General features: G+C 36.2%; 10 protein-coding genes. 9 read left to right on the top strand and 1 reads right to left on the bottom strand.

Annotation, left to right across the window (positions count from 1 at the left end; genetic code table 11):
• The first annotated feature begins 13 nt into the window (after window positions 1-13).
• Entirely contained in the window at window positions 14-2,056 is a 2,043-nt protein-coding gene (gene pbp4, locus BLT48_RS04950) for a penicillin-binding protein PBP4(5) (protein ID WP_089975824.1), read from the top strand.
• Between the two features lie 91 nt (window positions 2,057-2,147).
• On the top strand, window positions 2,148-3,491 hold the full coding sequence (locus BLT48_RS04945; protein ID WP_089975821.1) for a hemolysin family protein: 1,344 nt from the start codon (window positions 2,148-2,150) through the stop codon (window positions 3,489-3,491).
• 517 nt (window positions 3,492-4,008) lie between these two features.
• Here the strand turns inward: BLT48_RS04945 and BLT48_RS04940 are convergent.
• Window positions 4,009-4,668: a hypothetical protein gene (locus BLT48_RS04940; protein ID WP_089975819.1), complete on the bottom strand. Its 660-nt coding sequence runs from the start codon at window positions 4,666-4,668 to the stop codon at window positions 4,009-4,011.
• Between the two features lie 319 nt (window positions 4,669-4,987).
• Between BLT48_RS04940 and BLT48_RS04935 the strand changes: the two genes are divergently transcribed.
• From BLT48_RS04935 to pcrA, 7 genes are all read left to right on the top strand, one after another.
• The gene (locus BLT48_RS04935) at window positions 4,988-5,563 is read left to right on the top strand and encodes a xanthine phosphoribosyltransferase (RefSeq protein ID WP_089975816.1); all 576 of its coding nucleotides are present in this window, start codon (window positions 4,988-4,990) and stop codon (window positions 5,561-5,563) included.
• Window positions 5,564-5,731: 168 nt separating this feature from the next.
• Window positions 5,732-6,289 carry a DUF2179 domain-containing protein gene (locus tag BLT48_RS04930; RefSeq protein WP_035023684.1) on the top strand — a complete coding sequence of 186 codons (558 nt, stop codon included), beginning with the start codon at window positions 5,732-5,734 and terminating at the stop codon, window positions 6,287-6,289.
• 133 nt (window positions 6,290-6,422) lie between these two features.
• Window positions 6,423-7,553, top strand: coding sequence for a 5-(carboxyamino)imidazole ribonucleotide synthase (purK, locus tag BLT48_RS04925; RefSeq protein ID WP_411155647.1), 1,131 nt, complete (start codon window positions 6,423-6,425; stop codon window positions 7,551-7,553).
• 15 nt (window positions 7,554-7,568) lie between these two features.
• Complete coding sequence (gene purB, locus BLT48_RS04920; RefSeq protein ID WP_035023679.1) at window positions 7,569-8,867, top strand: adenylosuccinate lyase; 1,299 nt, start codon at window positions 7,569-7,571, stop codon at window positions 8,865-8,867.
• A gap of 147 nt (window positions 8,868-9,014) precedes the next feature.
• Complete coding sequence (locus tag BLT48_RS04915) at window positions 9,015-9,914, top strand: DMT family transporter (RefSeq protein ID WP_089975810.1); 900 nt, start codon at window positions 9,015-9,017, stop codon at window positions 9,912-9,914.
• 352 nt (window positions 9,915-10,266) lie between these two features.
• The gene (locus BLT48_RS04910; RefSeq protein WP_089975808.1) at window positions 10,267-10,917 is read left to right on the top strand and encodes a GntR family transcriptional regulator; all 651 of its coding nucleotides are present in this window, start codon (window positions 10,267-10,269) and stop codon (window positions 10,915-10,917) included.
• 239 nt (window positions 10,918-11,156) lie between these two features.
• Window positions 11,157-13,403, top strand: a complete 2,247-nt coding sequence (gene pcrA / locus BLT48_RS04905) for a DNA helicase PcrA (RefSeq protein ID WP_089975805.1) — start codon at window positions 11,157-11,159, stop codon at window positions 13,401-13,403.
• Window positions 13,404-13,562 lie beyond the last annotated feature (159 nt).

The raw sequence follows: 13,562 nt of genomic DNA, 5'->3' as shown, positions 1-13,562 counted from the left end.
GCAGGTGTAAAAAATGAGAAACAGTAATAAGAAAGGCAAAAAGCTTCCAATATGGGCATTAATTAGCATAGCTGTAGCTGTTCTTTTAGTGATTGGTGGAGGAATCATAGGGTATGCTACTTGGACTGAAGCAAGAGATGAAAAGGCTGCTCAAAAAGCAGCAGATACGTTTATTGCAGCTTTAGAAAAACAAGATTACGCAGCTATGAGCGAGGTAGTTTCAGAAGAATCATTGACAGAAATTGAGTATACAAAAAAATCTATGGCTGAGCGTTATGAAACAGTATATGGCGGTATAGGAGCAGCGGAGTTAACTGTATCTGATTTGAAACTTGCACAAGATGAAGAAACAGATCAATACACGTTGTCTTATACCGTTAGTATGGAGACGGCTTTAGGATCGTTAGATGAAAAACTTTATGAAACAACATTGTCTCAAATTGAAAATGAGTATCAAGTAGATTGGAATACACATCTTATTTTTCCTGATATGGAACCAACCGATAAAATTTCAATCATCACAACTGTCGGTGAAAGAGGAGATCTTTTAGATAGAGACGGCTCTCCATTAGCAACAGAAGGTACTTCTTGGCAAGCGGGGATGCAGCCTTCCGCTTTAGGAGAAGATGATCAAAGAACAACAAATTTAGAAAAAATTGCTGAAACCTATGATGTAACCATAGAAGAATTGGAAAATCGTTTAAAACAAGGATGGGTAACACCTGATAGTTTTGTTCCATTTAAAACTATGACTAAGGATGCAGAATTGCCTCAAGTTGCTGGAGTAGTGTATCAAGAAATTACTGCACGTACTTATCCTTTAAATGAAGCAGCAGCACACCTGATCGGATATGTTGGAGAAGTTTCCGCAGAAGACATTGAAAAAGACCCCACTCTAAGAACTGGAGATAGCATTGGGAAATCTGGTTTAGAAGCGACATACGATGAACGGTTAAGAGGACAAAAGGGCGGACGCATAGAGATTCAAACAAGTGACGGCGAATTAAAAACTGTGTTACAAGAAACAGAAGTCCAAAATGGTGAAGATATTACACTGACCATTGACGCCGAAATGCAACAAGCAGCTTACGATCAATTAACAGGCGAGAGTGGCTCAGCTGTTTTCATGAATCCAACAGATGGTAGCTTGTTAGCATTAGTCAGCACACCATCTTATGATGCGAACTTGATGTCAAGCGGTATTAGTTCAGAGGATTATCAAGCATATGCTGAAGATCCAAAGAGTCCGTTTCTCGCTCGTTACGCTGCTGGTTATGCACCAGGATCAACATTTAAAGTGGTCACAGCAGGAATTGGCTTAGATGCAGGAACAATCATTCCAGAAGAGACGCAGAAAATCACTGGCTTATCTTGGCAAAAAGACGCTTCTTGGGGCGACTATAAAGTAACTCGTGTCAAGGATACTCCAAGTGTGAATTTAGCAGATGCATTTGCTTATTCAGATAATATTTATTTTGCACGAGAAGCATTAGAAATGGGTAGAGAGGTCTATGAAGCAGGCTTAGCTAACTATGTTTTTGGCGAAGATTTGAAATTACCGATTGCAATGAATCCAGCACAAATATCTAACAGTGGTACACTGGATTCAGAAGGACAATTGGCAGATACAGCATTTGGACAAGGGGAATTGCTGCTTAATCTCATTCAACAAGCAGTAACGTATACACCATTTGCAAATGAAGGAAACCTCGTGTACCCTAAACTGACAGCTGACCAAGAAACAGCAGAACCCAAACAAGTTGTCTCACCAGAATCAGCAGCTATTATTAAAGAAGATTTAGTTCAAACGGTACAAAAAGAATATGGATCCTCTCATAAACTAGCTGTTATTGACCAAAAAACGGCAGCTAAAACAGGTACAGCAGAAACAAGAGAAGCTGAAACAGAAGGCGAAGATGCAGAAACAAATGGTTTCTTACTAGCATTTGATGCCGAAAATAGCAGTTACTTGATTGTATCTATGATAGAGGGAAAATCAAGCGGAACAGTCATCGATGCGATGCTTCCAATGCTTGAAAAAATGGATACTTACTAGTAAAAGACTAGCAGTTGAAATTAGTTGAAAAAAGTGGTATATTATTTCTACTTTGTTAAAAAACAGAAAAATTTGAAGGAGACAATGATAAATGAATTCAGACCCCGATAGTCAGTCGTTGATAGGACAGATATTAATTATCGTTATATTGACAGCAGTTAATGCATTTTTTGCATCAGCAGAAATGGCATTCGTTTCGATAGATCAAGGAAAAATAAGAGAAAAGGCAGCTAAAGGCGATAAGAAGTCTTTGAATATCTTGAAGCTGTTGAGCAACTCCGATAACTTCTTAGCTACTATACAAGTAGCCATAACCTTAGCAGGCTTCTTTTCAAGTGCATCCGCAGCAACCAGTTTTGCAACGCGCCTCGAACCCTATTTATCAACTATTCCAGGTGGGGCACAAATAGCAACATTTGTCGTGACGATCGTGCTATCTTATATAACCCTTGTATTTGGGGAATTATATCCAAAGCAAGTAGCTCTACAAAAAGCTGAAGAGGTTGCTCGTGCTACTTCTGGTACGATTCTAGTAGTACAAACATTCGCTAAACCTTTTGTACGATTGCTTTCTTTTTCAACAAATATTTTAAAAAGATTAACACCCATAGATTTTACAGAAGAAAAAGAAAAATTAACACGTGATGAATTTCGTGCTTATCTAGAAAATAGCCAAATAGCAGGAGCAATTGATCCGGATGAATTTACTATGCTAAAAGGAATCTTATCTATGGATACTAAAATGGCCAGAGAAATCATGGTTCCGCGTACTGATACGTATATGATTGATTATAAAGATGGAAGCGAAGTGAATATTCCACAATTATTGGATATTCCTTATTCTCGCGTTCCAGTTTATCTTGAAGATAAAGACAGAATCATTGGGATCATCCATGTTAAGAATTTGTTGAAAGCTTCTCGAACAACTAAAATCGATGATATTGACTTGAAAGATATTTTAAATCCAGCGTTATTTGTTCCAGAAACGATTCATATTGATGATTTACTGTATGAACTAAGACGTACACGTAATCAACTTGCAGTATTAAATGATGAATACGGCGGTGTCGTTGGTATCGTGACATTAGAAGATTTACTTGAAGAAATAGTAGGGGATATCGATGATGAATACGATGAAACGTATAACATGATTGAGCAAGTATCCGAAAGCATCTATCTAGTAGATGGCTCCACTCAATTGTCAAAATTTAATGAGTTCTTTGGAACAGAAATAGAATCCAACGATGTGGATTCTATTGCCGGTTATTTCATTACCCAATACGGAAATATTCCTCAACCAGATGATAACGCCAATGTGGAGTATGAAAATTACTTGTTAAAAGCCGATAAAATAGAAGGTTCACGATTAGTGAGTCTTTATGTAGAACGATTAAACACCGTTGTTGATGAAGAAAATGAGTTACAAGAAGATTAAACTTAACCTCCAGAAGGGATAAACTTCTGGAGGTTTTTTTTGTCGCACATACATAGCGGTGTAGACTCCATAAGTATTGATTTTTCAATTGGAGATTTTTCGTTACCGAAAAATTTTCTATATTAAACACATTTTGTTACAGAAAAATCACCTAATTGTACCTAATAGGTGAAATAAGCTAAGAATATCGAGTAAAAGCGGTCTAGTGGATAATTGCTGATGGAAATGGGCTAAGAATATCGAGTAGAGGCGGTTTAGTGGTTAATTGGTGATGGAAATGGACTAGGAATGTCGAGTAGAGGAGATCTAGTGGATAATTGGTGATGGAAATAGGCTAGTAAAGTCGAGTAGAGGCGGTTTAGTGGATAATTGGTGATGAAAATAGCCTAGGAGTGTCGAGTAGGAGCTGTCAAGGAATCATTCTCTCTAAGAGTGGCACAGATAGTCTTAATTGAAGTAATACAAAAAGTACATTGTCTAAAGGACAATGTACTTTTTGTGTTGTAAAGAGTATTTTCTATTCTTCACTAATGGAAGAGTCAATTGAAGGGATTTCTTCTGCTGGTGTTTCTGACTCGATTATTTCTGGAGCAGAAGAAGAGTCTTCCGTTGTTTCTGAATCAGTTTCTGGTGTTTCTACAGGTTCTGAATTTGATTCATGAACAGACTCTGATTCATCGGTCTCAGGTACTGGATCTTTAACAGGTTGTTTAGGAGTAGTTGGCTTAGGCGAACTGTTAGTAGATGAAGAACTTGAGCTTTTCGGTTTAGAGTAAGTGTCATTAGAATATGTAGGGGTGTAGCTGCTTGATTCAGTAGGTTCAATACTTTCAACCTCAACGGTGGAATCTTCCGCTTCTTCCAATTCTTCTGGTTCACTTTCAACAGATTCTTCCATTTCTTCAATGTCCGGCTGATGGTCGCTTAAGAAAAATAATTTTGTTTCTTTTCGAAATACATTATCCTTATCTTCAGATACAGTAGAACTAACCTCAGATTCTACAATAGCAGACTCAGCTTCTTCTGCAGTAGATGATGTCGTTTCAGTTATCGACAGACTTTCTGACCAGGGTTTTTCTTGGTTTGTTCCAATAACGAGCACTACTATAAGAATGACAAATAAAATACCTAGATACCAATACTGTTTAATAAGTTCTAGTAAACTTTTATTACCCATGCCAAACTCCTTTCTTAAATCGCTTTAATTTAATAGTATACTATTCGTTTTATAAATTCTAGTTTAATTTATAAGCCTCTATTAAAAATGACTATTAAATAATGGAATACAAAATGGTTTAGTGAGGAAAATGTTCGTGTTTTCTAACTTAAGTATCTGTTAGAATTTAAAAGTGATTGACCTTTTACGTGAAAAAGCGTATATTCAATGTGAATGGATGACTATTTTGAGTCTTTTTCAACGCTTATGAACGCATAATCAACGAGAAAGCTTTTTTATTCTGCTCTAAATCTATTAACGAAAAGAAAGGCTGGGCCTCATGAAAGAATTAGAAGAACGTATTTTAAGAGATGGGAATGTTTTAGGAGGAGAAGTTTTAAAAGTAGATAACTTTTTAAATCATCAAATTGATCCTAAACTTATGCAATCTATAGGAAATGAATTTGCTAAACATTATGCGAATAAAGGGATTACTAGAATAGTAACGATTGAATCCTCAGGTATTGCGCCTGCTGTATTCGCAGGTTTGGCTTTAGGAGTTCCAGTGGTATTTGCACGTAAGCAAAAAAGTTTAACGTTAACAGATGATTTGTACTCTACGGATGTGTATTCGTTTACTAAAAAATCAACGAGTACGATCGTTATTTCTAAAAAATTTCTAGAAAAGACAGATCGTATATTATTGATTGATGATTTTTTAGCTAATGGACAAGCAGCTAAAGGATTAATAAAAATATGTCAAGAAGCGCAAGCAACGGTTGTTGGTGTTGGTATTGTGATTGAAAAATCCTTTCAGGTTGGTCGCCAATTGCTTGAAGAAGAAAATTATGAGGTTTACTCGTTAGCCCGCATTCGTGCTTTCGAAGAAGGACAAGTAAAATTTGTAGAAGAATAAATTGAGTACATGAATAAGCAGGAGCTGCTCTAAAAGTGCAAGAATAGCTTTTAGTTCAGCTCCTTTGTTTAAGTACTTCGTTTATAGTTGTTTTCCTTGCTATTTAAAGGAATTTTGATAATCTTATAGAGGAATAAAATTTTTACCAATCAGTCAGGAGAGAAAAAAATGGAAGTAGATTTATCTTTTTTACTATTAATATTTGTCATTAACGTTGTGTATATCTCATTGAATACGATACGTTTTATGTTAACCATGAAAAGCTATCGCTTAGCAGCTTCACTCGTTTCAATGGTTGAGGTGACCATTTATGTTGTCGGTTTAGGATTAGTGTTGGATAGTTTAGATAATTACCTTAATCTAGCTGTTTATGCATTAGGATACGGAGTCGGTATTGCTCTTGGAATTAAGATTGAAGAATTTTTAGCTCTTGGCTACATTATGGTTACTGCAATTGTTCCAGATTTGGAAACCAAAATGCCTGAAGAATTACGTAATTTAGGATACGGTGTGACAACAAGTCTTGCATTTGGTCGTGAAGGCGATCGAATGGTTTTAGAAATCTTGACACCTAGAAAAACGGAACGCAAACTGTATAAACAAATCAGTGAAATTGAACCTAAAACGTTTATTATTTCTTATGAACCTAAGTATATCAATGGTGGATTTTGGACTAAAAAAGTAAAAAAACGCCGTAAGGAAATTAGAAATGAAGAGAATAAATAAAAGCAATAAGTTATCTTAAACTGTTTGATGAATAGAGAATCAACTTTCTAAAGGTTGTCAATGACAGATGACAAAATAACTGATAAACTAGGAATGAGAAGCAAAAAAATAAAACAAATAGTTTTAGAAGGTAGTGATAGTTTTGTCTAATCTAATTAGTCCAGGGAAAATGATTGGGATCATTGGTGGCGGAGAAATAGCACGCATGTTAGCTTTATCTGCTAAAAAAATGGGCTATCGGATAGGTGTATTGGATCCTGAAAAAGGGTGTCCAGCAGCTCAGGTTGCAGATTGGCAAATAATTGCTTCATTTGATAATCAAAAAGCATTGATGGATTTTGCAATGAAATGCGATGTAGTTACATATGAATGTGACACGATTGATGCAAATTCAATAATAAGAATGAAAAAGACAGTATCTGTTCCACAAGGTGCTGATTTATTGTCTATTACTCAAGATCGATTATTAGAAAAAGCTTATTTAGAAGCCAGCAATATCAATTTGGCCCCTTATGCCACAATCGTTACAGTGGAAGACATTAAAGGAGCAATAGACGGGATTGGATTTCCTTGTGTATTGAAGACCATTAATGAACGACATAATGAAAAAGATCGTTTTGTTCTTCAAAGTGAAGAAGATATTCCAAAAGCAATTTATCTATTGAAAATGGGTACATGTGTAATGGAAGCTTGGATACCGTTTGAACGGGAATTATCTGTCATGGTTGCACGAAATCATGCTAATGAAGTAGTCGTTTTTCCAGTATCAGAAAATATCCATCGAAATTCAATTTTACAGGAAAGTATCGTTCCAGCTCGAGTGAATCAGTATGTTGAAGAAGAAATAGAACGCATCGCTAGAGCTGTTGCTGAAAAGTTTGAATTGATAGGGGTGTTAGGAATTGAACTGTTTATCACTTCCAGTGGTACACTTTATGTAAATGAAGTGATTCCAAGACCTCATCACTCAGGAAACTATAGTATTGAAGCCTGTTCTATGTCGCAATATGATGCCCATATTCGTGCGATTTGCGGTTGGCCATTACCTGAAATTGAGTTAATTACCCCAGCAGTCACTGTGACTATTTTAAGTGAAAATGAAGCAGCAGCAAAGGTCCAAATTCAATTAAAGCCGGATTGGAACTTTTATTATTATGGCAAAGAAAACCCAGAAAAAGGGCAAAAGATAGGCCATATTACAGTAGCAACCAAAGATATCGAAAAAACACTGTCTACCATTTCGGATACAGGAATATATGAATAGGGAGTTAGGATAATTATGATAGAACGGTATACAAGACCTGAAATGGCGGCCATTTGGTCAGAGGAGAATCGTTACAACACTTGGTTGGAAGTTGAAATACTTGCTGCTGAAGCTTGGGTTGAACTAGGAGAGATCCCAAAAGAAGATGTTCAAAAGATTCGTGCAAATGCTTCATTTGAAGTTGAGCGTATTTTAGAAATTGAAAAAGAAACCAGACATGACGTTGTAGCTTTTACACGTGCCGTTTCCGAATCATTAGGAGAAGAACGTAAATGGGTTCATTATGGATTAACAAGTACGGATGTCGTGGACACTGCTTATGGGTACCAATTGAAACAAGTAAATGACGTTTTGCGTCAAGATTTGCAAAAAATTCTTGAAGTCATTGGTGAAAAAGCTAAAGAACATAAATTTACAGTTATGATGGGCCGTACTCATGGCGTGCATGCTGAACCGACTACTTTTGGGTTGAAATTAGCTCTTTGGTATTCAGAAATGAAACGCAATATTGAGCGTTTTGAACATGCAGCAAAAGGTGTCGAAGCTGGAAAAATAAGTGGAGCAGTTGGAACATTTGCCAATGTCCCAACTTTTGTTGAAAAGTATGTCTGTGAAAATCTAGGTACAAGAGCACAAGAAATTTCAACTCAAGTTCTGCCACGTGATCTACACGCTGAATATGTGGCTACAATGTCTTTAATTGCTACAAGTATTGAGAAATTTGCTACAGAAATCCGGGGATTGCAAAAATCCGAAACGCGTGAAGTTGAAGAGTTTTTTGCAAAAGGCCAAAAAGGATCATCAGCTATGCCACATAAGCGCAATCCTATTGGTTCTGAAAATGTAACAGGATTAGCACGTGTCATTAGAGGACACATGGTAACAGCATACGAAAATGTTACTCTATGGCATGAACGTGACATCTCTCATTCATCTGCTGAACGTATTATTCTTCCAGATTCAACTATCTTATTAAATTACATGTTAAACCGTTTTGGAACGATTGTTGAAAAATTAACGGTTTTTCCAGAAAACATGAAACGTAATATGGATGCAACATTTGGATTGATTTACAGCCAACGTGTATTGCTTAAGTTGATTGATAATGGCATGAGCCGTGAAGCTGCATATGATTTGATCCAACCAAAAACAGCAATAGCTTGGGACGAACAAGTATTATTCCGTCCTTTACTTGAACAAGATGAAAAAATCATGTCTGTATTGACGACCGAAGACCTTGATGATGCTTTTGATTACAACTATCATTTAAGAAATGTAGATGAAATCTTCCAAAGAGTTGGTCTAGGTGAATAACTCTTTATGTAAGTTTTAGCGTAATATAACTACTAACTAAAGTATAAAAGCATAGGAATCTTTATTGTTCCTATGCTTTTTTTAACACCATTTTTAGGAGAATTGGCGACATAAAAACGGATAAAAGAAGATTAAGGAGGGTGGAAAATGGGAATAGAAAAGGTAAAAGTTGTGATAGCAATGTTGCTATTTGGATCAATTGGGTTGATGGTCAAAAATATTGAATTGACTTCAAGTGAAATTGCTCTTTACCGTGGAGTATTGGGGAGTTTATTCTTATTGGTTTTCATGCTCTTTAAGAGAAATAAAGTTTCGTATGGGATGTTAAAAAAGAATGCAGTTGTATTGTTTTTTTCTGGAACAGCTATTGGTTTAAACTGGATTTTATTATTTGAAGCCTATAATTACACAACAATTGCCAATGCTACATTGAGCTATTATTTTGCCCCGGTAATCGTGATGGTTGTTTCTCCTTTTTTACTAAAAGAAAAATGGATGCTGAATAAAGTAGGAAGCATTTTGGTAGCTATGTTGGGAATGTTTTTAGTCGTAGGAACAAGCAATCAATCTAGCGGAGGTCACACACATTCGATTGGGATCATTTATGGCTTAGGTGCAGCTATTTTATATGCAAGTGTGATTATGTTAAATAAATTTGTAAAAGATTTAACTAGTTTAGAGAGCACAATGATTCAACTAATGGTTGCTTCTGTGATACTTGCTCCGTATGTCTTCTTTACACAAGGGTTCGATGTAGTAGGGATAACGATCACGTCAGTTCCTTATCTTATCGTTTTAGGAATCGTACATACTGGTTTAGCTTATGTATTGTATTTTTCAGCGATGCAAAAATTAAAGAGCCAAACAGTTGCTCTGTTGAGTTACATTGACCCAGTTGCTGCAGTAATAATGTCAGCACTATTTTTGGGAGAAGCAATGAGTGGGATTCAAGTTGTTGGGGGTGCGTTAATATTGAGTTCAACGTTCATTGGAGGGCTGAAATGGCCTAAAAAAACTTCAGTAACACTAGAGGAGAAAATAAAATAAAAAGACAAATGAGAATTTGTCTTTTATGTGGCCTTCAATGATTGAAGGTCCGCTTTAGAAAGCGGACCTCAGGATGGGGGATCTTTACAATTATAAAAAAAGTAAAGAAATAGTTTCTGTTTGGAACAAGTTTATTATATCGTTCTAGTATAAATTCTATGTAAATATTTAGTAGTGGTTAAGTAAATTTTTATTTTAAAGGGTTAGAATGAGTTGAATACATAAAGGTATAGAAGTAGACTTGAAGTTAGATAAGAAAAATCTTATAATTGGTACAGGCATAAAAAAATAAAAAGGCTAATTTTTTTGTGTTGACAAAAGAACGGCAACTAAAAATAGGCAGGTGAGTAAAATGTCTAAACCGAAAAAACTAGAAGAAGCAGCTTACCAATATAGTAAGAAGCAAATTTTAACCAAGCAATGGTTACCTCAAACACATATTACTGAAATTGGATTGTCAAAAAAGCTAGGCATTAGCCGGACTCCGATTCGACATGCTTTTCTGAGGTTAGAAGAAGAAGGGTACATAGTTATTGAACAAAATAAAGGCATACGAATTCGTGAAAAGCAGATCTCGTTGCAAGGATTTCGTGAACGTTTAGAATTTATGGAACTCCTATTAATTGATTATCTCCACTTTTTGCAAATTAAAGAAATTCAATTTAAAACAAATTCTTTGGAGACGATAGTTGATCAATTAAAAAGGGTAACTCTTGTAAAAGAAATTGATGTTTTTTCAGATATAGAATTTGACTATTGGACTGGTTTTTACCAGTATGCTAGAAATACATATACAACGTCACTATTTTTAGATACATTTAGGAGTATTAACGGACAAGCAGACCAAGAAATTCAAGGTTTTCTGCAGATAAGCCAACCAACGAAAATAAAACATTTTAATCAGATTTTGATTTTTTTGAAACAGAGTGAGTACGCGTTAGCTAGAAAAGAAGTGCGGATTTTAATCAATCAGCTGAGTTTAATTGCGATACAGGGGATTTAGGAACTCCTATAATCTAAAAAATAAGTTGAAAGAAAAAAGATTCTTTTTTTTAGAGTCTTTTTTCTTTTTTACTTTCTTCATTTGAAACTGTTCATTTACTACTCCAAGAGGCTTGGTTTGTGGTAAAATTATTCTTGAGAAATTATGCAAAACTTTAAAAGTTTTTGCTAGACTGGTGAAGTCCACATTCTATTTTTAATTTGAAATGGAATGTTATAAGAAGAGAGGATGTAAATAAATTGGTATCAAGAGATGACTTATTAAGTGGGATGAATCCCAAGCAAAAAGATGCAGTTGTATGCACAAAAGGACCTCTTTTAATTATGGCCGGAGCAGGAAGCGGAAAAACACGTGTCTTAACACACCGTATTGCCTATCTGATTGAAGAAAAGAATGTTAACCCATGGAATATTTTAGCGATTACATTTACAAATAAAGCGGCTAAGGAAATGAAAGAACGAGTAGCACGTCTTTTAAAAGAAGGCGGAAACGATGTCTGGGTCTCTACTTTCCACTCGATGTGTGTCCGTATTTTACGTCGTGACATTGATCGTATAGGCTATACGCGTGCATTTACAATCAGTGATCCAGGTGAACAACAAACCTTAATGAAACGAATTTTAAAAGAACGGAATATCGATCCTAAAAAATACAATCCTAGAGCAATCTTAGGCGAAATCAGTAACGCTAAAAATGAGTTGCAGACACCCGAAGATTACCGTAAAACGGCAGCAAGTTTTTTTGAGAAGATTGTTGCAGATTGCTACGATGATTACCAAAGAGAACTACGTCGCAACCAATCAGTGGATTTTGATGATTTGATCATGTTGACTATCCGCCTATTCAAAGAAAGCTCTGAAACATTAGAGCACTATCAAAATAAATTTCATTACATTCATGTGGATGAGTACCAAGATACAAATGAAGCACAGTATACTTTAGTAAATATGTTGGCAGATCGATTTAAAAACCTATGTGTTGTTGGAGATGCTGACCAAAGTATCTATGGATGGCGCGGAGCAAATATGGAAAATATCTTGAACTTTGAAAAAGATTATCCAGACGCAAATACTGTTTTACTAGAACAAAATTACCGCTCAACTAAGTTGATTTTACAAGCGGCCAATGACGTGATCGGAAATAATTCAAAACGTAAAGTTAAAAAACTTTGGACGGATAACCACGATGGCGAAAAAATTACGTATTACCGTGGGCAATCTGAAGGGGACGAATCACGTTACGTTATTTCTAAGATACAAGAAGAAATGAAAGAAAACAATTACAATTATGGTGATTTTGCAGTTCTTTACCGTACCAATGCTCAATCGCGTGTTATTGAGGACAGCTTGTTAAAATCGAATATTCCTTATAAAATGGTCGGAGGACACAAGTTCTACGATCGTAAAGAAATCAAAGACGTTCTGGCTTATCTTCGCTTGATTGCCAATCCCGATGACAACATGAGTTTTGAACGGATCGTTAATGTGCCTAAGCGAGGTATTGGCCCAGGAACGATAGAAAAGTTGAGAGATACTTCCAATCAATATGACTGGTCTCTTTTGGAAACAGCTTTAAATGTTTCTATTACACCGATAACTGGAAAAGCGGCTAATGAACTTGAAGGATTTGGATTCATGATGAAAGATCTGCGCCAAATGCAAGAATATGTACCTGTTACGGAATTAGTGGAAGAAGTATTAAAACGTAGTGGTTACCAAAAGGCACTAGAATTAGAACGGACACTTGAATCTGAAACGCGCTTAGAAAATATTCAAGAGTTCTTGACCGTAACCCAACAATTTGAAAAAGAAAATACGGAAGACAAAACATTGCTGACATTCTTAACAGATTTGGCATTGGTTTCTGATTTGGATAATTTGGAAGAAGAACCTCAAAGCGAAGTAACTTTAATGACGCTTCATGCAGCAAAAGGATTAGAATTTCCAATCGTTTTCTTGATTGGTCTGGAAGAAGGCATCTTCCCGTTGTCTCGTTCAATGATGGAAGAAGACCAACTAGAAGAAGAACGTCGCCTGGCTTATGTTGGGATAACACGAGCAGAAAAAAAACTATACATTACAAATGCTTATTCACGAGTTTTATATGGCCGTACACAAAGCAATTCAGCTTCTCGCTTTATCAATGAAATCACGGATGAAGTCTTAGAATTAGGAAATCAACAGACTCTAAATACACCATTTAGCCGTTCCACAGCCAGTTCTATGCAACGCAATCAAGCGACTCGAGCTACTAGTCAAGTATACAAAGCACCAGTAGCCAGCAAAACGTCAAGCGGAGCTGATAAATTAGCATGGAATGTTGGAGATAAAGCTGTTCATAAAAAATGGGGTGTCGGTACAGTAGTCAAAGTTACCGGCGCAGCCAATGACCTCCAACTCGATATAGCCTTTAAAGAACAAGGCATCAAACGCCTCCTAGCAGCATTTGCACCAATAGAAAAACAAGGTGCGGAAAACGACGCTTAGGCTCGACAGAAAAACAAAGAATTTCGCAGAGGATGTTTCATCCTCGCAGAGATTCTGTTTTTTCCGAGAGGCTGTCGTTTGCAGCCCAATTAAAACAGGATGCGTAACTTCTCGTCTAGGCGCACAGCGATTTTCAGGAAATGAAAGCAAGAGCATCCC

The sequence above is a fragment of the Carnobacterium viridans genome (genome assembly GCF_900102725.1).
GTDB classification, from domain to species: domain Bacteria; phylum Bacillota; class Bacilli; order Lactobacillales; family Carnobacteriaceae; genus Carnobacterium_B; species Carnobacterium_B viridans.
Note: the sequence above shows the minus strand (reverse complement) of the source record. Positions and strands in the feature narration are given on the sequence as shown.